16 protein-coding genes, 1 tRNA gene and 1 pseudogene are annotated in these 22,682 nt (G+C 71.6%); 11 read left to right on the forward strand and 7 right to left on the reverse strand.

Annotation, left to right across the window (positions count from 1 at the left end):
* Positions 1–180: 180 nt before the first annotated feature.
* A complete protein-coding gene (locus tag ACSDR0_RS31895) occupies positions 181–1,125 on the forward strand; it encodes a metallophosphoesterase (RefSeq protein ID WP_435292621.1) in 945 nt (314 codons plus the stop codon).
* A 133-nt stretch (positions 1,126–1,258) separates the two neighbouring features.
* Here ACSDR0_RS31895 and ACSDR0_RS31900 read toward each other — a convergent pair whose 3' ends face one another.
* On the reverse strand, positions 1,259–2,065 hold the full coding sequence (locus ACSDR0_RS31900; RefSeq protein WP_435292622.1) for a DUF4184 family protein: 807 nt from the start codon (positions 2,063–2,065) through the stop codon (positions 1,259–1,261).
* A 212-nt stretch (positions 2,066–2,277) separates the two neighbouring features.
* Here ACSDR0_RS31900 and ACSDR0_RS31905 point away from each other — a divergent pair, with 212 nt between their 5' ends.
* From ACSDR0_RS31905 to ACSDR0_RS31930, 6 genes are all read left to right on the forward strand, one after another.
* A complete protein-coding gene (locus ACSDR0_RS31905) occupies positions 2,278–3,708 on the forward strand; it encodes a hypothetical protein (protein WP_435292623.1) in 1,431 nt (476 codons plus the stop codon).
* 134 nt (positions 3,709–3,842) lie between these two features.
* Positions 3,843–4,436, forward strand: a complete 594-nt coding sequence (locus ACSDR0_RS31910) for an RNA polymerase sigma factor (protein ID WP_435292624.1) — start codon at positions 3,843–3,845, stop codon at positions 4,434–4,436.
* Positions 4,429–5,544: a CU044_5270 family protein gene (locus tag ACSDR0_RS31915; protein WP_435292625.1), complete on the forward strand. Its 1,116-nt coding sequence runs from the start codon at positions 4,429–4,431 to the stop codon at positions 5,542–5,544. Before ACSDR0_RS31910 ends, ACSDR0_RS31915 begins: the two co-directional genes overlap by 8 nt.
* A 456-nt stretch (positions 5,545–6,000) precedes the next feature.
* Positions 6,001–7,629, forward strand: coding sequence for a heparinase II/III domain-containing protein (locus tag ACSDR0_RS31920; protein ID WP_435292626.1), 1,629 nt, complete (start codon positions 6,001–6,003; stop codon positions 7,627–7,629).
* Positions 7,630–7,705: 76 nt separating this feature from the next.
* On the forward strand, positions 7,706–8,278 hold the full coding sequence (locus ACSDR0_RS31925) for an NADAR family protein (RefSeq protein WP_435292627.1): 573 nt from the start codon (positions 7,706–7,708) through the stop codon (positions 8,276–8,278).
* 127 nt (positions 8,279–8,405) lie between these two features.
* Positions 8,406–8,858, forward strand: coding sequence for a GNAT family N-acetyltransferase (locus ACSDR0_RS31930; protein WP_435292628.1), 453 nt, complete (start codon positions 8,406–8,408; stop codon positions 8,856–8,858).
* A gap of 235 nt (positions 8,859–9,093) precedes the next feature.
* Here ACSDR0_RS31930 and ACSDR0_RS31935 read toward each other — a convergent pair whose 3' ends face one another.
* Entirely contained in the window at positions 9,094–10,233 is a 1,140-nt protein-coding gene (locus ACSDR0_RS31935) for a cellulose binding domain-containing protein (RefSeq protein ID WP_435292629.1), read from the reverse strand.
* Positions 10,234–10,538: 305 nt separating this feature from the next.
* Between ACSDR0_RS31935 and ACSDR0_RS31940 the strand changes: the two genes are divergently transcribed.
* Positions 10,539–12,152: a tannase/feruloyl esterase family alpha/beta hydrolase gene (locus ACSDR0_RS31940; protein ID WP_435292630.1), complete on the forward strand. Its 1,614-nt coding sequence runs from the start codon at positions 10,539–10,541 to the stop codon at positions 12,150–12,152.
* Positions 12,153–12,277: 125 nt separating this feature from the next.
* On the opposite strand, the gene ACSDR0_RS31945 is transcribed toward ACSDR0_RS31940, so the two are convergent.
* From ACSDR0_RS31945 to ACSDR0_RS31955, 3 genes are all read right to left on the reverse strand, one after another.
* Positions 12,278–12,733: a VOC family protein gene (locus tag ACSDR0_RS31945; protein ID WP_435292631.1), complete on the reverse strand. Its 456-nt coding sequence runs from the start codon at positions 12,731–12,733 to the stop codon at positions 12,278–12,280.
* Positions 12,734–12,847: 114 nt separating this feature from the next.
* Entirely contained in the window at positions 12,848–15,571 is a 2,724-nt protein-coding gene (locus ACSDR0_RS31950) for a helix-turn-helix transcriptional regulator (RefSeq protein ID WP_435292632.1), read from the reverse strand.
* 396 nt (positions 15,572–15,967) lie between these two features.
* Positions 15,968–17,341 (reverse strand): dihydrolipoyl dehydrogenase family protein, encoded by a 1,374-nt coding sequence (locus ACSDR0_RS31955; protein ID WP_435292633.1) that lies wholly within the window; start codon positions 17,339–17,341, stop codon positions 15,968–15,970.
* Positions 17,342–17,545: 204 nt separating this feature from the next.
* Between ACSDR0_RS31955 and ACSDR0_RS31960 the strand changes: the two genes are divergently transcribed.
* Positions 17,546–18,091, forward strand: a complete 546-nt coding sequence (locus ACSDR0_RS31960; RefSeq protein WP_435292634.1) for a hypothetical protein — start codon at positions 17,546–17,548, stop codon at positions 18,089–18,091.
* Between the two features lie 304 nt (positions 18,092–18,395).
* Positions 18,396–20,084 (forward strand): pentapeptide repeat-containing protein, encoded by a 1,689-nt coding sequence (locus ACSDR0_RS31965; RefSeq protein WP_435292635.1) that lies wholly within the window; start codon positions 18,396–18,398, stop codon positions 20,082–20,084.
* 446 nt (positions 20,085–20,530) lie between these two features.
* Here ACSDR0_RS31965 and ACSDR0_RS31970 read toward each other — a convergent pair.
* Positions 20,531–20,604 (reverse strand) — tRNA-Ile (locus tag ACSDR0_RS31970).
* A 161-nt stretch (positions 20,605–20,765) separates the two neighbouring features.
* On the opposite strand from ACSDR0_RS31970, the pseudogene galK reads away from it, so the two are divergent.
* Positions 20,766–21,864 (forward strand): annotated as a pseudogene (galK, locus tag ACSDR0_RS31975) (galactokinase).
* A 24-nt stretch (positions 21,865–21,888) separates the two neighbouring features.
* On the opposite strand, the gene ACSDR0_RS31980 reads toward galK, so the two are convergent.
* The gene (locus ACSDR0_RS31980) at positions 21,889–22,611 is read right to left on the reverse strand and encodes a MarR family winged helix-turn-helix transcriptional regulator (protein WP_435292636.1); all 723 of its coding nucleotides are present in this window, start codon (positions 22,609–22,611) and stop codon (positions 21,889–21,891) included.
* Positions 22,612–22,682 lie beyond the last annotated feature (71 nt).

A 22,682-nucleotide genomic window follows, 5' to 3' on the forward strand; every position in this document is an offset into this window, starting at 1 on the left:
GGGAGGCCGGGAGGCTCCATCAGGAGTCAGGGGGTGAAGACGTTGAGGAGCCTCTCCTTGACGCGATCGGAGCCGGGGCCCGGCTGGACTTGTCGGCCAGACTTCGCTGATTGGCCGGATCGACGTCATCGGTCGGTGGCGGGTGCCTGCTGAGAATCGCTCATGCGTAAACCTCTGTTCTTGACAGCCGTTATCGCGGCCTCGCTGGCCGCCGGTCTCCTGTCACCCGCTGCCCAGGCCCAGACGGGCCGCGGCCCCGCCGTGACCTTCGCCCTGCTCGGCGACACACCGTACGGCGACGCGCAGCGCGCCGAGTTCCCCGCCCTCGTCAAGGCCGTCAACGCCGACCGGAACGTGCGCTTCGTACTGCACGCGGGTGACATCAAGGACGGTTCCTCCACCTGTGACGACGCGCGCTTCGCCGATCTGGCCAAACTGTTCGGCACCTTCGACGACCCGTTCGTGCTGACCCCCGGCGACAACGACTGGACCGACTGCCACCGCACCTCGGCGGGGGGCTACCTGCCCACCGAGCGCCTCGACGCGCTCCGCCGGGTGTTCTTCCCGACCCCCGGCCGTACTTCCGGTCGTCACTCGATGCCGGTCCTCACCCAGGCCGTCGACCGGCGCCACCGTGACTACCGTGAGAACGTGCTCTTCACGCGTGAGCGCGTCGTCTTCGCCGCGGTGCACGTCGTCGGCAGCGACAACGACCTGGCACCGTGGGCCCAGCTGCCCGGCGGGGACCGGCCCGAGCCGCGGAAGGCCGAGTTCGAGGCTCGCGAGGCCGCCGCGCTCGACTGGATCGACACCGCGTTCGCCACCGCCAGGCTCACCCGCGCCCCGGGCGTGCTGCTGCTCATGCAGGCCGAACCCGTCGAGACCCCCGGGTTCGCCGAGATCCGCAAGCGCGTGATCGACAAGGCCCGCGCGTACGGCAAGCCGGTCCTGCTCGTGCACGGCGACGAGCACGTCTACGAGGTGGAGCCGTCCTACGCGGGGGTGCCCAACCTGACCCGGCTGGAGACGTACGGTTCCACCGCGACCCAGTGGCTGCGTGTCACCGCCGCCCCGAAGACACCCGGAGTCTTCTCCTGGGAGCCGCAGACGGTGACGCCCAGGTAACCGGCCCCTCCCCACCGGCATGTGGACGTCCCGGTGTCGCGAACTCCGCCGACGCGGACGCCGCGCCGGAGCACACGTCGTTCCCTGACACCCGTCGGGGGACGACTCACCCCCGCGACCGCCCTGATGACGCTCATCCTCGGGGCACGCCACTCTCGTTCGTCTCGGCGCGACCTGACGAGGGCGTGCTTGGCGGGAGTGCGCCTGCCCGGGAACGCGGTGCCGGCCACACGTGCCACGCGATCACGTAGCAGAGGAGGACGGCGCCGCACCCGGCCACCCCGCCCAGGATCACGCAGCGCACCAGGTCGTACAGGCTCACCGCGGCACGGTCACTGTTCCCCAGCATGACCGCGCCGACGCTCGCGGCTCCCACCCCGGCGACCAGGACCCACCCCCGCGTCCGTCCCGTCACGCCGGGCCAGCGCCCCGGCCGTACGGCCGTACGCCGGTACCACAGGGCGAACCAGCAGGCCAGGACCACGAGCCCGCCCAGCGAACTGGCGTACATCACCACGTTGAACACCCTGTGCGCCCCGACGACCGAGACGCGCATCGCCGGCCAGTGCACCACGGCGAAGCCCCCCACCTGGGTGAACCCGTCCCACACCAGGTGCGTGGCGACACCGGTCAGCAGCGCGGCCACCACCGCGACCCCGCGCCCGGACGGCGCCCGGTCGGGCAGCCGTGCGCGCAGTCCCTCCGGGGCCAGCGCCGTCAACGGCGTGCGCAGCAGCAGGTGGAAAACGACGAGCACCACGATCCCCGCGGGCAGGTCCACCAGCAAGGCGCCCAGCCAGCCGTGGGTGATGTTCGAGGAGAAGGGCAGCGGCACGTAGTACGGCAGGTCGGGCACCATCGCGCCGACCGCCAGCGCCGAGGGAGGCAGCCATCGCCGCAGTGGCAGGATCGCGACGATGTGGCTCAGGGTGAAGGGCACGCCCCATTATCGACGCGGGCGATGATCATGTCGGACGGTCGGCCATCCGTCGGCCGGACGGCGAACACGACGACCCGACAGGCCAGGAGGCTCGGGAAAACCGGGAGGGCCGGGAATCGACACGGCCGCGCGGCCGGATCTCGGCGGAAATGTCGGCGGGCCCTGCCAGGATCTCGCCACCTGACCGAACACCTGATCCTGGAGACCACGCCATGGAAGCGAAGGACGTCCGACCGGCCGCCTGGGACGAGGTGCGCGCGCTCATCGACACCGGCGACGTGGCCGGGATCACGAAGACCGTGGCGGCGCTCGACGAGGCCGGGCGGCGTGAGGTGGCGCGCGAGCTGCCCGGATACGTCACGGTGCTCCAGGAGAGGGAACGGCGGGCTTCGACGGAACGCGAGGCCGAGCGCGAGCGGACGCGGCGGGCCCGGCAGGAGGAGCTGCTGAGGCGGCGTGACTCCGGGGAGATCTGCGAGCACCACTACCAGCAGTCATGGCACAGGACCTGGTACGACGATGACGACGGCTGGGAGGGCGTCTCCGGGGACGACGCCTGGATCGAGCCGATGCGGGTCGCGGGCGCGGGCACGATCGGCGGCGCCGCGGCCGTGGTGACGTGGATCAACCGCAGGGAGTTCGACCGCTGGGACCTCGCCGGCGCCCAGGTGGTCGACGGGATCGAGCCGCTGCTCGAAGCGATCGCCTCGCGGCCCGCCGCGTGGCGGGCCGACCTGGCCGTACGGGTCGCGCTCCGGCTCCGTCCCCGGCGTCGCCGCGCCCCCCGTGACCGGAACCTGCCGCTGGCGCTCGCCCTGCTCCGCCGTACCGGCGCCACCCCGCCCGCGCACGACCCGCTCGTCGTGGGGTGGGTGTCCCGTGAGTGCAGGCTCGGCGAGCTGCGGGACGATCCGCTGCTCGACCACCTGCTGCCGCGGCTCTTCGAGGCCGAGGGCGTCGGCCGGACGCTGCGGAACGAGCGATCCGGGCCGGACGGCACCACCTCCTGGCTCCGCGCCCTCCCCGCCCTCGCGGCCGAGGGCCGGGTATCGCGCGAACTGCTGATCAACGGCTGCCGGAGCCGTTTCCTGCGCGGTGGCGCAGGCCCCGACCTGCGGTTCTTCGTGCGCCTTCACGAGCTGCTCGAGCCCACTCCGGCCGAGATCGAGCCGTACGCCGTCGACTACCTGCGACTCCTGCCCAGCGCGCCGGGGCCGGTGGCCGAGCTGTCGCTGAAGCACGTGCGCCGGTTGACCGGCCTCGATCCGGCGGACGTGGTGGAGGCGCTGGAAGGGCTGCTGTTCCGCGCGGAGGGCGGGCTGGTGCGCACCGGTCTGGCCTGGCTGGAAGAGTCCGTGCGGCGGTCGCCGGGCCGGGCCGACGAGCTGGCTCCCGCCCTGGCCATGGCGTTCGGCCACGAGGCGCGGGCCGTTCAGGAAAGGGCCGTGCGCCTCGCGGTCCGGCACGCCGCGCACCTCACCCCGCTCGGCGCCGAGACCCTCCGCGGCGGCGCGGGCACGCTGGCGCCCGACCTGCGCGACCGGCTGACCGCGGCCATCGGCGGCGAGCGCGCCGAGGAGCCCGACGACCAGCCGGCGTCACCGACGGCTGAGGCGGGAGGTCGCATCGGCGGATCATCATGAGGGGGCGCCGGGACGGCCGTCATCCGTAACCGTCTTCCGTGACCGTGAAAGCACATCGGCGGATCGGGTGATGAAGGGTGACCGCTGATCGCGTCCGAAGGGTTGCACATGACGGGAAGACCATCGTGACCACGATGTCCTGGACCGCTCGTCCGGCGGACGAGGCCGAGGTCGTCCGGCTCTCCCTCGTCGAGTCCGAGCGCTTCAGCGCGATCTTCGACCTCCACTTCCACGAGATCCACCGCTATGTCGCCCAGCGGCTCGGCGCCGACAGCGCGGAGGACGTCGTGGCGGAGACGTTTCTCACCGCGTTCCGCAAGCGGGCGCTCTACGACCCGTCGCGCGCCGGCGTGCGGGCCTGGCTGTACGGCATCGCGACCAACCTCATCGGCAAGCAGCGCCGTGTCGAGGTGCGCACGCTACGCGCGCTCGGGCGCCACGGCCCGGATCCCGACTCCCCCGGGCACGAGGAACGGGTCGCGGCGCGAGTCAGCGCGGAGAGCCTGCGGCCGAGCCTGGCGACGGCCCTGGCCGGACTCCACCGGCGAGACCGCGACGTCCTGCTCCTGGTGGCCCTGGCCGGGCTCAGCCACGAGGAGATCTCCAGCGCCCTCGGCATCCCGTACGGGACCGTCGGGTCACGCCTGAACCGGGCCAGGAGAAAGCTGCGCACCGCGCTGGGCGGTACCAACCCCATGCTCGAACCCGAGGAGACCGATCATGGATGAGCTGGAGAGGGTTCGCGAGCTGTACGGCGAACCGCAGGCCGATCCGTTCCTCAAGGCCAGGGTGTTCGAGCGGCTGGAGGCCGAGCCCCGGCGCCGGCGCCGCCGCCGGTTGTCATGGACGCTGACGGTGACCGGCCTCGCCACCGCCGTGGCCGTTACCGTGGCGGTCGTCGTTCCGGGGACGACCGGGAGCCAGGCCCCGGCGATCTCCGGGCGGTCGGTCCTTCTCGCGGCGGCGACCAGGGCGGAGGCGGATCCCGCGACGACGGGCGCGTACTGGCGCGTCAGGAAGCTGCACCGCAGGACGCACCCCGAGCCGCTGGGAAGCGGCGAGAACCGCTACCGGGTGGTGGAGTCGTGGCTCACCGAGCAGTGGGCCACCAGGGACGGCAGGATCTGGGCCGGTTCCCGGACGCTGGGGGCGCGACCGGAAAGCGAGGCCGACACGGAGGCCTGGCGCCGTGACGGCTCTCCCACCGAGTGGACGGACGCGGCCCTGTCACAGGATCCGTCACGGAATCCGTCGCGGGATCCGTCACAGGACCCGTCGCGGGATCTGCCGCGAGACCCGTCACGAGGCGAGGGAGGAGCGCTGTCCGCGTCGCCGGGCGAGGGCCTGCTCAGGGCCGTCACCGGCAGGGCGGCTTTCAGCATGGCCGGTCACGACATGACCTTCGAACAGATCCGGGAGCTCCCGGCCGACCCCGCCGCCCTGAAGGACCGGGTCTCCGGGATGGTACGAGGCGTGCGGGGCGGCCCGGACGGCGGTGTCCTGGCGGACGCGCTCAGCGGCCTGCTGTGGAGCAAGCCGTCATCGCCCGAGGTGCGGGCGGCCGCCTACCGGGCCCTGGCGGAGCTGCCGAACGTCCGCTACCTGGGTACGGCGACGGACGAGCGGGGCAGGAAGGGGGCCGCGTTCTCCTTCAGCGTACGGACCTCTCCGACCGTCCCCGCCCCCGTTCAACGGACGCTGGTCATCGACGTCGCCAGCTCCCGGGTGCTGTCCTCGACCGACACGGGTGGATCGGGGGCCGTGGGGGACGAGGTCGAGGTGGTCCTGGAGGCGGGCTGGACGGACGACAAGCCCGCCCCTCCCGCACTCCCGTAACCCGCACGCCCTCTCCGAACCGCGCCGGACCCGCCGCCGTCTCCACACTCCTGTAGGCCGCCGTCTCCGGGCTGCCCCCGGACCTGCCGTCTCTCCGCACTCCCGTAGCCCACCCGCCACCTCCGGGCCGGGCCGGGTCGGACGGGCGCGGCCCGGACCGGAGGCGGCGGGCCGCTCATCGTCTCCGGGCACCTGTGGCCCGTCCATGTCCACCGACCTCCCCGGCCGGTTCACGGAGCCCGCGAACCTTCCCTGTCCATCCGCGGAGCCCCGGACCTCGCCGGTTCGCGAAGTCCACGGACCTTCCCGCCCTGTTCGCGGAGCCCGCACCGGCGCGGGCCCGTGGACCTCGGGCCCCGGCCGCACTCGTTCGGCCACGCCCGTCCCGGTGCGCCTCGGGCGCACGGCCTGCGGGCGCGTGAAAACGCCCCTACCAGCACCCTTTGGAGCGATCACTTGTTTCAGCGTGCCCGCGGGGCCCTCGGCCTGATCGCGAACCGTCCCGCCCCGTTCTCCCTCGCCTCGGAGGACGGCCCGGTCGTCTACCAGGCCGGGTGGTTCCCAGCGATCAAGGTGGCCGAGGTCATGCGGGGCCGGGTCACGTTCGTCGGCCTGCCCCCCGTCGACCTGGGCCCGGACATCGACTGGCGTCTCGACCCGTACCGCAACCGTTCCTGGACGCTGAACCTCCACGCGATGAGATGGATGGGACGGCTGGTCGGGGAGTACGAACGGTCGGGAAGACGCGAGTACCTCACCCGCGCCACGGAGATCGCCGGCGACTGGGTCCGGAAGAGCCCGCGCGGCGGGACCGGTGTCAGCCCCTGGGCCTGGGCCGAGCATCCGGTCGCGCTGCGCGCACCGGCCCTGGTCTGTCTCAGCGCGTACGTGCGTGCCACCTGGCTGTCCGACAGCCTGGTCGAGCACGCCGGGATCCTGTCCGACCCCGCGCTCTACCGTCAGGGCCACAACCACGGCCTGGACCAGGACATCGCGCTGCTGGCGATCGGCTGCCGTCTCCGGCGGGAACGATGGAAGGACCTGGCCATCCGGCGGATGGCCGAGTCGGCGGAAGTCTCCATCGACACGCAGGGGGCGCTGCACGAGCAGGCCCCGAGATACGGCGCCTACGTTCACCGGCGTCTGGGGACGGCCATGGCGGCGATCGAAAGGTGCGGGGCCGAGATCCCCGCGGGCCTCGCGGCGCGGCGGACGTCGCTGGAGGCGTACGTCAGCCACGCCACCCAGCCCGACGGCCGCCTGGTGCCGATCGGCGACAGCCCGGCCGACACGCGTCCCGGGGGTTTCCCGCACGGGGAGAGCACGGTGAAGGTGTTCGACGGCGGCTACGTCTTCGGCAGGACGGCGTGGGACGACCCGGAATCCGCCTACTACTCGATCAGGTTCGGCCCCGGGCGCCGCCTGCACGGCCACGAGGACCATCTGGGCGTCACCTATCACGCCCATGGCCGGGACATCCTGGTGGAGGCGGGCTTCCACTCCTACGAGAGAACGGCCTACCGGGAGTGGACGGCCTCCCCCGAGGCGCACAACGTTCCCGTCGTCGTGGGCGCCGCCTTCCGCGAGGGTACGGCGACACGCCTCGCGAGTTCGTCCATGGGCCGCACCCGCCAGTCCTACACGCTCACCGACGACGCGTACGGCGTCAGCCGCACGCGCTCGGTCCTGGTCTGCCACGGTGCCGATCTGATGGCCGTCCTGGACACGGTCCCGGCCGGGGCGGCGCTGCGCAACCTGTGGCACCTCGGCCCGTCGCTCAGGGTGGTCTCCAACCACGGCGGCAGGGTGGTGCTGGCCGACGGGAGCTGGCGGGCGACGCTGCTGCAACTCGCGATGCCCTCCGGCCGGCCGATCGGCGGCCAGGAGGTGCGGGCCTGCGCGATCTCGACCGGTTACCTCAGAAAGGCGGAGACGGCGACGGTGCTCTCTCCCCCCGCCGCCTCCCTGCTGACCCTGGTCGTCCCGGGCACCGGAGACCCGGAGGTCACTCTCTCGGAGGGGAGGGTGACCGTCCACACCCCCGGCGGCCCCGTCTCCTTCGCGCCCTCCCTCGACCACCCATGACGGGCGCCGTGGTTCCCGCCGGGCCGGTCCGGTAACCCGGTGGCCGTCCGACGGCCGCCCGTGGCACGGTGTACCGGTGTCCGATCTCATCAGAGCACCCCGCTCGGTCGCCGAGGCCGTCGCCGCCGAGCGAGACGGCGAGCGGTTGCGTTACCTGTTCTTCTGGGGCCACCGGCCGCCGCGTGACGGCGTCGTCGGCGCCGGATGCCTCAGCCAGTGGTGGGAGGTCACCTTCACCTCGGAGGGGCACGACTTCCGGTCGGCCGAGCACTACATGATGGCTCACAAGGCGTGGCTGTTCGGCGACGGCGAGACCGCCGCGCGGATCCTCGCCGCCTCGCACCCCGGCGAGGCCAAGAAACTCGGCCGTGAGGTCCGCGGCTTCGACGAGGCCGTGTGGGACGAGCATCGCTACGAGATCGTGGTGCGCGGCAACGTCGCCAAGTTCGGCGAGCACCCCGAGCTGAAGGACTTCCTGCTCGGCACCCGCTCCCGCGTCCTGGTCGAGGCCAGCCCCGTCGACCGGATCTGGGGCATCGGGCTCACCGCCGACGACGAACGCGCCGCCTCCCCCGCCACGTGGCGGGGCCTGAACCTGCTCGGCTTCGCCCTCATGGACGCCCGCGACGCCCTGGGCGCCACACCGTGAAACGGCCCAGACCCACCTCGATCGAGGCGAAGACCCGCGGCACCGCGTCTCCAGCCCGCGTGCGGTACGACTCGGCCGCCCACGAAAGCTCTCGAAGGCATCCCCCCGTTCCCGATGGGTGGCCACGATGACCGATCCTGTTCTCCCCGACGCGCTTCCCCTCATCCGCCGGGGGTGGGTCGACGACGCGCCCGCGGTCCGCGAGATCTTCCTGGCCGCCTCCGCCGACAAGCCCTACCTGCGAGAGTCCGACCCCGACGTCGGACTTCCCGGGTGGATCGGAGGCTTCCTGGAGTGCGGCTACGAACACGAGCTCTGGGTCGCCGAGCTCCACGGCCGGATCGTGGGCTTCGCGACCCTCGGCATCGACCAGCTCGGCCACCTCTACGTCACCCCGTACGCGCAGAACCGCGGCATCGGAACGGACCTGCTCGCCCACGCCAGGCGCGTCCGGCCCGGCGGGCTGACGCTCATCACCCCCGGGGTCAACACCGGCGCCCGCCGCTTCTACGAGCGGCACGGCTTCGTCATGACCGAGGGCGACGAATCGGATGTGACGTACTCCCTCCCCGAAGGCTGAAACCCGACACGGGCTCACCGGCCCAGGGGTACGTCACGACCGGCCATGAGTGATCGGACACTCCCCGCGTCATGTCTGCCCCCATGGTTCGGGCAGGGCCACAGGTCGAGGGGTCCGGGCGCGTGCGACACCTGGAAGGCTCCCTCCTCGAAGGTCGCCTGACCCCTGCCGGCACGTCTCGGGGGAAACCGCCGTCCGAGCGGTACCACCACCGGGTGGTACCGCTCGGAGGCGGTCAGCCGACGGCGCAGGTCCCTCCGTTGAGGCCGAAACGCACCGGGGCGGGCAGGGTGCCGCTGTACGAGGCGGTGAACCCGACGTGGGTCGCGGAGCCGGCGGGGATGACCTTGTTCCACGGCTTGTTCGTGCCGGTGATCCGTGAACCGGCCTGGATCCAGTCGGCGGACCAGCCCGAGACGAGGCGCACGGCCGACGTCGGATAGTCGATCGTCAGCGTCCAGCCGTTGATCGCGGTCGTACCGGTGTTGCGCACGGTGATCTCCGCGTTCAGCCCCGAGCTCCACGTCGTCGCGCGGTACGACACCGTGCACGACGGGCCGGGCGTCGGCGACGGGCTCGGGGAGGGGAGACCTCCCCTGGCCAGGGCGGACAGCGGGTCGGACGGCGCGCTGAGGTTGCCGGCCGCGTCCCTGGCGACCACGACGTAGGTGTAGCGCTGCCCGATGACCAGGCCGGGTTCGGCGAAGTTCGGGAACCCGGGAGAGGCGATCGTGCCGACCTTGGTGTAGGCCGTCGCGGTCTCGCGGTAGACGTCGTACGCCGTCACCGCCACGTTGTCGCTCGACGGCTGCCAGCAGAACGTGACGCCCCGATAGTCCTGCAGGCAGGCGTCGCGCAGGCCTTCCGGCTTGGACGGGGGCACGCGGTCGCCCGGCAGGGGGGTCGGCGAGGCGGTCGGGGGCGTCCCGACCGTCGCGGACACCGTGATCAGGGTGGAGGGCGGGCTGATGTTCCCCGCCGCGTCCCTGGCCACGACGTACATCGTGTACGAGCGGTTCAGCTCGCCCGAGAAGCCGCCGATCGTGCCGGTCGTGGTGGTGGCGAACACGAAGCCGCCGACCTCCAGGCGGTACAGGTCGTAGCCGACGACCCCCGTGTCGTCCGTCGAGGGGTTCCAGCAGATGGAGGCGTACCCGGTCGGGGTGGAGGCGAGCGGCACCGGGCAGGGCCGCGGCCCGGTGGGACGTGTCGGTGGCCCGGTGTCCTCGGCCGCCCCCGCCGGAACGGCCGCGTACGCGGCGCCCCTGTCAGGGACGGCGGCCAGGGCCGTCTCTCCGGCCGGGCCGATCATCGCCAGGGCGGCGGTGAGCAACGCCAGGGTGAGGACCCCGAGGGTGAGAAGGACGGCCGGCAAGGATCGTCTGCCGAGGTGCATGATGCCCCTATCGAATCGCGTCGGCGTGTGACCCCCCACACGGATTGTCGACCATTTCGGCGTTTCGCACCACACCCGTGGATTCCGCGGGAGTGGGCCGGGTCCCGCGGCCGCCGGATGGGCCCGGGGGGATCAGGCGCCGCCGGACAGGAAGGTCATGTGCGGCGATGGTTCACCGTTGTGACCGGGCTCACAGCCGCTCTTCTCCTCGGTCCCCGGCCAGGGTGCACCCCAGGGTGTTGCCCTGGGGTGAGACACGCGGGTCCCAGGTGAGCATGTCGGGCATGAAACGACGCTTGATCGCCCTGATGGTGGCGGCACTACCGGCGTTGGCAGCGCTGGTGCCGACGGCCGCCGACGCCGTCTCCCGCGACAGCGGCCCCGTGGCCGCCACGAGCTGTGCCGCGGTTCCCGTCTCCGCTCCCTCCGGCACCAAGGTGGAGTCGGTGAAGGCGGTCGCCAACGCCGGCGGAACCGTCACGTTCCCCGCCGCTCCTCCACTGCACCCCAAGGAGGAGACGCTCACCGACGTGCCGGCCTGGTGTGACTTCACCGTCACGGTGAGCCACCCGGGCGCGAACGACCACGTCACCATCAGGGTCTCGCTGCCCCAGGAAAAGAAGAAGTGGACCGGACGGTTCCAGGCCACCGGCGGCAGCGCCTACCTCGCCGGTGACCTCAGCGGCGCTCCGCTGGTCGGCGCGGTGAAGGCCGGCTACGTCGCCGCGGCCACCGACGCCGGTGTCGGCGCGAACCCGCTCGACGTCAGCGGCTGGGCGCTCACCCCGGCCGGCAAGGTCAACACCCCGCTGCTGAAGAACTTCGCCTCCCGCTCGCTGCACGACATGGCCGTCATCGGCAAGGACGTGGCGAAGAGGTTCTACGGCCGATCCGTAAGTTACGCGTACTGGAACGGCTGCTCGACCGGCGGCCGCCAGGGGTACGCCGAGGCCCAGGATCACCCGACGGACTTCGACGGAATCCTGGCCAAGGCGCCGGCCGTCAGCTGGGACCGGTTCGCGGTCGCCACGCTCTGGTCGCAGGCCGTCTTCAACGAGGAGAAGGTCGCGCCCACCCCGTGCGAGCTGGAGGCGTTCAACACCGCCGCGGTCAAGGCCTGTGACGCCCTCGACGGGGTCAAGGACGGCATCATCGACAACCCGCGGAAGTGCCACTGGGACGCCCGGCGGCTGACCGGCGCCAAGATCGTCTGCGAGGGCACCGAGATCACGATCTCCCGCGCCACCGCCGACGCGGTGCGCAAGATCTGGGCCGGACCGGTCTCCTCCTCCGGCCAGAAGCTCTGGTACGGGCCGAACAAGGGCGCGAGCCTCGCCGCCCTGGCCGCTCCCGGCGCGCCGTTCTTCGTCGCCGACAGCTGGGTCAAGTACTTCGTGACGCGGAACCCGTCGTTCGACACCACGAAGCTCACCTACGAGTCGTTCACGCAGGTCTTCCGCGCCTCGCAGCGGCAGTTCAACGACGTCATCGGCACCGACGACCCGAACCTGTCCGCGTTCGCGAAGGCCGGCGGCAAGCTGCTGAGCTGGCACGGCCAGAACGACGAGCTGGTGCCCACCCAGGGCACGGTCGCCTACCGCGAGCAGGTCAACCGGGTCCTCGGCGGCAACAAGCGGGTCGACGACTTCTACCGCCTGTTCCTGCTGCCCGGCGTGAACCACTGCGTCGGCGGCACCGGCCCGTACCCGACCGACGACCTGGGCGCGCTGGTCAACTGGGTGGAGAAGGGCCAGGCTCCGGCCACCCTCGCCGCCTCAGTCACCGGCGCCGACGGCGGGACCGTCACGCGCGACGTCTGCCGCTACCCGATGGTGGCCCGCTACACCGGCCACGGCGACACGGCCTCGGCCGCGAACTACCGCTGCGTCAACGCCTGACCCTGTCCGTACAACGCGGCGGCCCGGGATTGCCGCCGGCCAACGGCGATGCGCCGGGCCCCCGCGGGGGCCCGGCGCATCGCCTGTCGTGGCCGTTACCCGGCCCGCGTGTCCATGGCCCGGCTTCAGCGGCCGGGGAAGCGCTCGGTGACCTCCTGCAGCAGGAAGCCGTTGCCGTCGGGGTCGCTGAACGAGGCGAACGAGCCGTACGAGGGGCGGCCGGGGTAGAAGCCGGGAACCCGCTTCTCGTCGCCCGCGTGGTGGAAGACACCGCCCTCGTCGTGGAAGATCTCGCTGACCTCGACGCCGCGGCCGACCAGGTCGGCCCGGGCCTCCTCGATGTCGCGCACGATCAGGTGCACGTTCTCCGTCGATCCGGGCGCGGCGGTGCCGATGCCCGTACCCACGACGATCGAGCAGTGGGAGCCCGGCGGGGTGAAGTGCACGACCCGGAAGTCCTGACCGTCGACGTAGTCGATGTCCTCGCGGAAACCGATCCGGTTGTAGAACTCCTTGGCCCGGTCGACGTCGGCCACCGGCAGCACGATCACCTCAAGCTGGTAGTCCACCACTGTTCCCACTCCTCCACGATCTTGGCGATGCCGTCCGGCATCTGGCGTTCACGATCGCGCGCGGAGCGGGACGGTCGCCCCAGGGTGACACCCTGGGGACGGCCCTGGGTGACACCCTGGGGGTCACCTGTCGCGCAGGGCCGAGGCCAGCTCGCGGCGGGAGCCGACGCCGAGCTTGGTGAAGACCTTGCGCAGGTGCCATTCGACGGTGCGCGGGCTGAGGAACAGCACGGCGCCGATCTCCGGATTGGTGCGTCCCGCCACGGCCAGACGCACGATCTGCGCCTCCTGCGGGGTGAGCTCCTCCCGTACGCCCAGGGTCCGCTTGCGCACCGTCTCGCCGGTGGCGGCCAGTTCCCGGCCGGCCCGCTCGGCGAAACCCTCCGCGCCGATCGTTGTGAACGCCTCGTACGCGATCCGCAGCTGCGTCCGGGCGTCGGCCCGCCGGTTCTCCCGCCGCAGCCACTCACCGTAGAGCAGGCGAGCCCGGGCGGCCTGCAGGCCGAGCCGAGTCGCGGCGAACCGCTCGATCGCCTCTTGGTAGCACTCCTCGGCCGACCCGGCCGGGCCCGCGAGCGCGTCCGCGAGAGCCTGGGCGCCCCGCGCCCAGTTCGTGCCGACGGCACTCGTCCGGGCGGCGAGGCGGTCACGTGCCTCGGCCGCGACGGAGTCCGCCCCGGTGCGTACGGCGGCTTCGACCAGCTCCCCGAGCGTCCACTGCAGGACGGCGAGGTCTTCGTGCCGGGCCGCCTCAAGGGCCGCCTCCAGCGCGGCCGGGTACCGGCCGAGCCCGTTGAACAGCACCGCTCTGCTGTATCCGGCGACGGCGAGCAACCACCCCAGGCCACCCGCCTCGGCATTCCCGACCAGGGCCCTGTTGAGTTCCAGCGCCTGCTCCTCGCGTCCGCGATGCGCGGCCAGGATGACCGCGGTGGCCGGGTGCGGGAACGAGCCGGTGGCGTTCCCGAGGGCCTCGGCCTCGTCGAGCAGGTCCGACGCGTCGGCGAAGCGACCGGCGTAGATCAGCGCGGTGGCGCGGAAGGTCAGCGCACCCGGCAGGAGGGACAGCGCGCCGGTCTCGCGGGCGTAGCCGACGACCTGCTCGGTCGTGGTGAGAAACGCCACGTCGTCCCAGACCTCGTGCATGACCATCCCGATCAGCCAGACCAGGTCCAGATCGTTGTCCGGGGTGACCGCGGCCAGGGCACGGATGAACGGCGGCACCGCCGCCGCGTGCCCCTCCAGGATCCACGTCGTCAGACCCGCGAGGAGCAGTCCGGCCGGCTCCTCGCCCGAGGGAACGTCGCGGGCGGCCTCGGCCGCCCGGCGCAGGTCGTCGCCGCCGAACCGCCCCGCGTTCACGGCCGCGCCGATCGCCGCCAGATAGGTCTTCCTGGCCGCGGCGGGATCCAGCGCCTCCAGGCGGCGTGCGGCCGCGAGCAGCGGCGGCCCGGCCGCCCGGCCGGCGTTGAGCGCGAACGCGACCTGGGCGCGTAGCCGTTCCACTCCGGCCCGCTGCACCGGGTCGAGCGGGCCGAGTTCGGCGGCGGCCAGCAGGTCCGGCACCTCGGCGAGGGCCCCGGCGGCGAATCGGGCCACCGCGGCGGCCAGGGTGCGTCCGGCGCGCTTCGCCGAATCGGGGGTGAGCTCCGCCGCGCGCTCCAGGAACGCCGCGGCCGCCACCCGGCCGCCACGGGCCATCGCCCGGTCGGCCGACTGCTCCAGCTCGGCGGCGACCTCCTCGTCCGGCCCCAGCGCGGCGTGCGCCCGATGCCAGGCGCGGCGGTCGGGCTCCCGCCCGGGATCGGTCACCTCGGCGAGCGCCCGGTGCACCGCGCGCAGTTCGGTGGGCTCGGCGGAGCGCCGGCTGGCCGAGCGGACCAGCGGATGCCGGAACCGGACCCGGGTGCCGAGTTCGATCAGGCCCGCGACCGCCGCGGGCGCGGCGGCGTCCGTCCCGACCCCCAGCCGCTCCAGCGCGCGCCACAGCAGTGGCACATCGCCGACCGGTTCGACGGCGGCGGTGAGCAGCAGCGTGCGGGTGTCCACCGGCAACGCGGCGATGCGCCGCTGGAAGCCCTCCTCGACCCGGCTCACCAGCGGCGTCGCGCTGTGCCCGCCGAACCCGAACGCCAGTTCCGCGGGGGTGAGATCGCGCGGCAGTTCGAGCAGGGCCAGCGGGTTGCCGCGCGTCTCGGCGACGATCCGGTCACGCACCCGGGCATCCACCGGCCCGGGCAGCACGGAGTCCAGCAGCGCCCGCGCGTCCGCGTCCGGCAACCCCTCGACGCGCAGCTCCGGCAGCCCTTCGAGGATCCGTTCGTCGCCGGGGCTGCGCGCCGCGAAGATCAGGGCGACCGACTCGGAGTCCAGCCGCCGGGCGACGAAGGTGAGGATCACCTCCGACATCCGGTCCATCCACTGCACGTCGTCCACGGCGCAGACCAGCGGCCGCTCCGACGCGGCCTCGGCGAACAGCCCGAGCACGGCGAGCCCGACGAGCAACGAATCCGGCGGGTCGCCGGCGCTGAGGCCGAATCCGGTGGCGAGCGCGTCCCGCTGCGGCCCGGGCAGCCGATCGAGATGGCACAGCAGCGGCGCGCAGAGTTGCTGGAGCGCGGAATAGGCGATCTCGGTCTCCGGCTCCACCCCGGCCGCACGGGTCACCTGGCCGGCCGACGCGGCCTCGGCCAGGTAGTCCAGCAGGGCGGTCTTGCCCACTCCGGCCTCGCCGCGCAGCACCAGCACTCGGCTCTGCCCGGCGCGGACGTCACGCAGCAGCCGGTCGAGCGCCTCCTGCTCGCGTCGCCGCCCCCGCAGCACGGAAATCTTGGTGTTGATCGGCACGTCACCCCTCTCGCCGGGGAGGTTACAACACTCCCGTCCCCCAGCGGACGAGGGGCCGGACGTCGTGACGTGCCGAAACCCCGTGCCGGCGTTCCTGGGACCGCGATGATCGGCACTCGCCGACGATGGCCGTCGCCGCTGCTCAGAGCGGTCGGCAAACCCGTTACGGGTATGACGACACACACGGACGTCCCTCGTACACGCAGACGTCCCTTGTCCACACAGAGGCCCCTTGTGCACATGTACGTCCCTCATTACGCACGGACGTCCCTCATGCACATGGACGTCCCTCGCGCCGCCGGCGCGAGGCCCTTTTCCCGAGGCCGGACGTTCGATCCGGCCGCCGTGGCCGGATCGGTGGCGTACCGGCGCCTCGGACACCGAGTGCGTCGAACCTCAGATACCGAGCGCGTTGAACAGGTAGAGCCAGATCTCGCTGCGGGTGGGGAATGCCGGGATGGCGTGCCGCAGCCGGCGGACCGGCACCTCGCCGACGATCGCGATGGTGGCCGCCTGCAGGAAGTCGGCGACAGCGGTTCCGGTGATGGTCACGCCGACCAGCACGTCGTTGTCCTCGTCGATCAGGAACCGGCTGGTGCCGCGGGCGCCGCCGGAGAAGGCACCGCCGGCGTTGCCGTCGGTGGGCACGTCGATCACCCGGACCTTCAGACCCGCCGCCGCCGCGCTGGCCGTGGTGTGCCCGACGGCCGCGACCTGGGGCTCGGTGAAGATCACCCGGGGTGAGTTGGCGCCGTCGGCGACGTGCTCGGCCGTCATGTCCCGGCCCAGGATGTTCCCGGCCGCGATGGCCGCCTGGTACTTCGCCATATGCGTGAACAGCGCCCGCCCATTGAGGTCGCCGACCACGTAGAGCCAGTCCAGTCCGGGCACCCGCATGTGCTCGTCGACCGCGACGAAGCCGTCGGTCCTGGCGCCGACGGTCTCCAGGCCCAGGTCGGCGGCCTGCGGCGCGCGGCCCGCGGCGACCAGCACCTCGTCGCCGATCACCGTGCCGCCGTCGGTGAGGGTCACCGTCACCTTGCCGCCGTCGTCGCCGTCGCGCCGTACGGCCGTCGCCCGCTGCCCGGCGCGGATGTCCACGCCCTGCTCGGCGAGCGACTCACCGACCTCGGCGCGGACGAAATCCTCCTCGCGCGGCAGCAGTCCCCGGTCGCCCTCGACCAGGGTGACGCGGGATCCGAGCGACGCGTACGCCTGGCTCATCTCGACGCCGACCACCCCGCCGCCGATCACGATCAACGATCCGGGAATCTCCTGGGACGTCGTCGCCTCCCGGTTGGTCCACGGCTTCGCGTCCGCCAGCCCGTCGATGTCGACCAACGCGGCCCGGGTACCCCCGGCCAGGATCACCGCACGGCGCGCCTCGAGGATCTCGTCGCCCACCGCGACCCGCTTCTCCCCGGCCAGCCGGCCCCAGCCCCGGACCAGCGTGATCCCACGCTCCTTGAGCCACGGCACCTGGCCGCTGTCATCCAGGCCGCCGATCAGCTCGTCCCTGCGGCGCAGCACCGCCGGAACGTCGAGCGGGCCGGTCACCGCCTCGGCGGCCCCTGGCACCCGGCGCGCCTCGGCGAGCAGCTCGCCGGGGCGCAGCAGCGCCTTCGACGGCATGCACGCGTAGTAGGAGCACTCCCCGCCGACCTTGTCGGCCTCCACGATCGCCACGTCCAGACCGGCCTCGGCGAGCCGCCCGGCCACCACCTCGCCGCCAGGACCGGCGCCGATCACCACCACGTCGAAACTCTGCATTCCCGGATGCTCGACCCGGCGGGGACCCGATCGCCCCCGGGCGAGTCCCTGGTCCTCCCCCTGGGAGGGTGCCTGGTGAGCCTGGGGGCGGGGACCAGTGTCCCGCCCAGGGTCTCTCCCGGGGGCGGTCGGCCGGTACGGGTGGTCAGAGTGGCTCCCGTACCCCGGAAAGCCGGAAAACCGGAAAGAAAGCGGAAACCCCCGATGTCGCCCCTCCTTCGCATCTATCTCGTCCGTGGCCTCGTCGCGATCGCCTGGTCAGCCGGTTTCGCCGCCGTCCACACCTCGTTGACGGCCACCTCGGTGATCCTGCTCATCGCGTACCCGATCATCGACGTCGTCGCCTCGCTGTTCGACGTCCGTGAGGATCCCGGAACCCCGGCCCGCAAGCTGCAGGTGTTCAACACGGCGCTCAGCGCCCTGACCGCCGTCGGTCTCGGCCTCGCCGCCATCGGCGGCATCGGCGCGGTGCTGTTCGTGTTCGGCCTCTGGGCCATCGTCTCCGGTGCCGCCCAGCTGACCGTGGCCATCCGCCGCCGCGGCCCCGAGCTCGGCCTTCAGTGGCCGATGCTCATCGCCGGCGCCCTCTCGGTCATCGCCGGCATCACCTACCTGCCCGTCGCCGTCGGCGACGCCCCCGACCTGACCGCGCTGATCATGTACACGGCGGCCGGTGGCGCCTTCTTCGTCATCCAGGCCGCGACCCTGGCCTGGAAGCGGCGCCGCCGGGCGCGGGTCGCCCAGGTCTGATCGACACCCTGACGCGGTGGCTCGTCACCGATGCCGGCGGCCCGGCACCGCCACCCGTGAGAACCGGCCGATGAACGCTGTCCGGTGAGACACAGGAGGCTGCGGTGGGCCGCGGTGGGCTGCGAGCCGGTAACGATTGACGTGTTGCGGAAACGTCCGCATGACGCCCACCCGATAAAACGGTATGCGTCTGTTCGCGGGGCATCGCCGCTCGGCTGTTCCGCGGGCGCCCGTTTCACGGAATGCGCCACCCGTGCTGCGACCGCCCCGGGCCCCGAGATGGTGGATCGTCCCGGCCGCCGTCGTGGTCGCCGGCACCATCGGCGGGGTGGCCTGGTGGTTGCTGAGCGGCCTTCCTGCCGCGCTGACGGCAGTCGAGCACGTGACCGCGCGGCAGGGGGCTGTTCAAAGCGCACTGGCGGCCGGCGCGGGAGTCGGTGCCGCCATCACGCTGATGCTGGCCTTTCGTCGCCAGCATCACCAGGAGATGTCCACTCTCATCACCGCTCACGACGCCACCGAACGCCGCGTCACCGAGTTGTACACCAAAGCCGTCGAGCAGCTGGGCAGCGACAAGGCCGCGGTACGGCTGGGGGGCCTTTACGCACTGGAGCGCCTCGCTCAGGACAACCCGAACCATCGGCCGACCATCGTCAACGTCATCTGCGCCTACCTGCGCATGCCATATTCCTTCCCCGAAACCGTCGGCCCCGGGCAGGTTCACGAACACGGGCCGCACACCGTCGCCTCCACTACGGGCAGCGGTGATGCCATCGCGCAACCCGACGGGGAGGGGGAACGGCAGGTTCGGCGCGCCGCTCAGGAAATCCTGGCCGACCACCTACGTGAGGAACGGATCACTGATCAACGAGGGATCATCGCCGCTGACGGGCGGGCGTGGGAGGACATCCGCATCGACCTGACGGGCGCCACCCTGATCGACTTCGACTTCCACTCCTGCCGCACCTCCCGCGCCCAGTTCACCAGGGTCGTCTTTCACGGCGAAACGATCTTCGACCAGGCCGCCTTCCACGGTGAGGCGTTCTTCGACCAGGCCACCTTCCACGGCAAGGCCGTGTTCGAAGGAGTGACCATCGTGGGGACCACCTGGTTCGACCGTGCGGCCTTCCGCGAGGAGGCCTCGTTCAACAGGGCACGACTCGGTGGCGGCGCCAGGTTCGGTGGAACGATCTTCACCAAGGACGCCGGGTTCGCCGAAGCGATCTTTCCGGAGAACGCCTGGTTCGACAAGGCGACGTTCGGCGGGAAGACGAGCTTTCAAGGGGCGGCCTTCCACAGGGAAGCCCGTTTCACCATGGCGACCTTCGCCGAGGACGCCGTCTTCGAAAAAGGAGACTTCGCGGGAGACGCCGCATTCCGCAATGTGACCTTCAGCGGAAACGCCCTGTTCGACGGGGCGACCTTCAGCAAGAACTGCTGGCTCGACGATGCGACCTTCAGCGGTAACGCCTGGTTCGACAAGGCGACCTTCGACGCAGACGTTCAATTCGGTCAGGCTACCTTCCACAAAACCGCCCATTTCGATGGATCGACCTTCGCCGGAAACGCCCGGTTCCGCGAGGCGGCCTTCCTTGAAGACACCCGCTTCCGCAAGGTGACCTTCGACAAAACCGCATGGTTCGACGGCGCGACCTTCAGTGGTAACGCCCATTTCGACAAGGGGCTATTCACCGGAAACGCTCGTTTCGGCGGAGCCTCGTTCGGCGGGACCGCACAGTTCGGCGAAGTGGTGTTTGCGGGAGACGCCGAGTTTCGCGGGGCCACCTTCCGAGCAGCCACCTCGTTCGGCAGGGCGAGCTTTCGTAAAACCGCCTGGTTCGGCGGGGCGACCTTCGATGGAGATGTTCGACTCGATGAAACCAAAGTATCAAACCCGACTCTGCATCACACATGGCCACGGCAATGGAGAGTGGAACCACAGCCAGATGGCAGCGGCGTGCTCACGGACACCCCGGCATCCACTTCCGAATAGAAGTCACCCAAAGGGCGCTGATTCAATCTTTGGCCGCGGCAATCCAAACACGGCCACGCACGACGGAAAATCCAAATGTCGCGGTAATTACATAAAGCGTCGGCCCGCGTACTGATCCAGGTCCTTACACAGAAATCAGAACGACACCGGCGAGGTCAACGTTCCTCGAAAGGTGTTTCATCCTGTGAGTTCCATGGTGGCCGTGACCGTCGGCAGCGGGCCAAGAAACTCGGCAAAAAATACACGGAACCGCGCGCGGCCTGCACAGAGCCGGAACTCATACTCCCGCGGGAATTCATCCACGGAGGCGCCGGCACAGGCAGCATGATCCGCGACCGCGCCAGCCGACCGGCGCCCATCGACCTGGACGGCTTCACCGCCGGGAGAAGATCGTCTCAGGCCATGAAAACGTAGACCAGAGGCACTCTCGCCCTGATCGCGGAGGGTAGGGCGGGCGGGACTCGAACCCGCGACCCAGGGATTATGAGTCCCCTGCTCTAACCGGCTGAGCTACCGCCCCTCGTGCACACCGTACGCGGCATTCAACCAAACGTAGGCACTGTTCGCACACCTGCCGGGCGGGACGGGTTCAAGATGTGACCTTCGGCGAGACCGGGCACGGGACCGGGCTCCGGCGGAATCGCTACCCTACTGGTGAACCTTGTTGAGGAGTGTTGGATCATGCGCGTTGTTGAAGCTTTCAGGGACTCGTACGGCGCGGAGCCTGCCGGGGTATGGCACGCTCCGGGGCGGGTCAACCTGATCGGGGAGCATGTTCGCGCTGCCGTGGGGGGTGACCGCGGCGGTGTCGCCGCGCGAGGACGGGGTGATCAGGCTGCGGTCCCTGCAGGCGGGGGAGCCGGTGACGCTGGTGACGCTCGACGAGGCCGAGGGCTGGGCCCGCTACGCGACCGGGGTGTTCTGGGTGCTCCGCGAGGCGGGGCTGGAGCGGGGACGCCCCGGCGGCGCGGATGTGGTGATCGACGGGGACGTGCCCCAGGGGGCGGGACTGTCGTCGAGCGCGGCGCTGGAGGTGGTCGTCGGTACGGCGCTGAACGAGCTGTACGGCCTCGGCCTGACCAGGATGGAGATCGCCCTCGCCGCGCAGAAGGCCGAGAACGACTTCGTGGGCATGCCGTGCGGGATCATGGACCAGGCCGCCTCCGCCCTCGGTGAGGAGGGGAAGGCGCTGTTCATGGACTGCCGGAGCCTCGGGACCAGGAGCATCCCGTTCGACCTGGCGAGTCACGGCCTGCAGCTGCTGATCATCAACACCGGGGTGCACCACGAGCTCGCCGACGGGCAGTACGCCCGCCGCCGCAGGGACTGCGAGAACGCCGCCAAGCGTCTGGGCGTCGACTCGCTGCGTGACGTCACGGACCTGGCGGGCGCCCTCGCGAAGCTGAGCGGCGACGAGCGCAGACGCACCCAGCACGTGGTGACGGAGAATCACCGGGTCGAGGCGGTGATCGGGCTGCTGCGAGCCGGGGCGGTACGGGAGATCGGGGCACTGCTGAACGCCTCCCACCTGTCGCTGCGCGACCAGTTCGAGGTGTCCTGCGCCGAGCTGGACGTGGCCGTGGAGTCCGCGGTCAGGGGCGGGGCGCGAGGGGCGCGGATGACCGGCGGCGGGTTCGGCGGCTCGGCGATCGCGCTGGTCACCGACGATCGGGTGGAGTCCGTACGGGAGTCGGTGACCGGGGCCTATGCCGAGCGCGGCTGGGCCGCACCGGAGATCTACCCGGCGACCCCGGCCGCGGGAGCCCGCCGGCTGCTCTGACCGTCCCCGCCCCGGCGCGCGGGATCACCTGACCGACCGGCCCGATTCCGGGATCACCCCCGAGCCTGTGCCCGCGTCCCGACCCGCGCCCGCATCCGGACCCGCGTCCAAACCCGCATCCGAACCCGAACCCGCGTCCGAAGCCGAACCCGAGCCCGAACCCGCGCCCGGGCCCGCGTCCGAAGCCGAATCCGAACCCGAAGCCGAATCCAGAGCAGAGGCCGACGGCCAGTCGGGCATCAGCGGCGGGCCGTCCCGCTCCACCGCGAGAACCATCCGGCGCAGGAGCTCGTCGAGGACCTCGCGGTCACCGGGACCGAGCGGGCCGAGCAGTGCCCGTTCCGAGAGGTCGCCCTGGTCCATGCGCTCCTGCCAGACGGTGCGCCCGGCGGGGGTCAGCGCGACGAGCAGGCGGCGGCGGTCGCCGGGGTCGTGCACGCGGTCGACGTATCCGGCCTGTTCCAGCCGGTCGAGCCGGTTGGTCAGCGTGGCCGGGTGGGTGTCGAGCCACCCGGCCAGCAGCGAAGGGGTCGCCCGGTAGGGCGGCCCGGCCGCGACCAGGTGGTGGAGGACCTCGAACTCCCAGGTCTTGAGCCCCCCGGCGGTCAGCCAGGCGTCCCTGTTCCGTTTGAGCAGCCGCACGAGCATCTGCATGCGCGTGACGATCCCCTCGATCTGCGGGTCGAGGTCGGACAGCTCCCGGGACCAGTGCGCGATGTGCCGATCGATGGAGTCAGGCTCTGGCATGCCCACAGGGTAACGCCGCCTTCCGGCGAGCCATCTTTAATATGGATGCATAAATTATGGTTTCGTAGTAA

This window comes from Streptosporangium sp. G11, assembly GCF_051192615.1.
In the GTDB taxonomy this organism is placed as follows: domain Bacteria; phylum Actinomycetota; class Actinomycetes; order Streptosporangiales; family Streptosporangiaceae; genus Streptosporangium.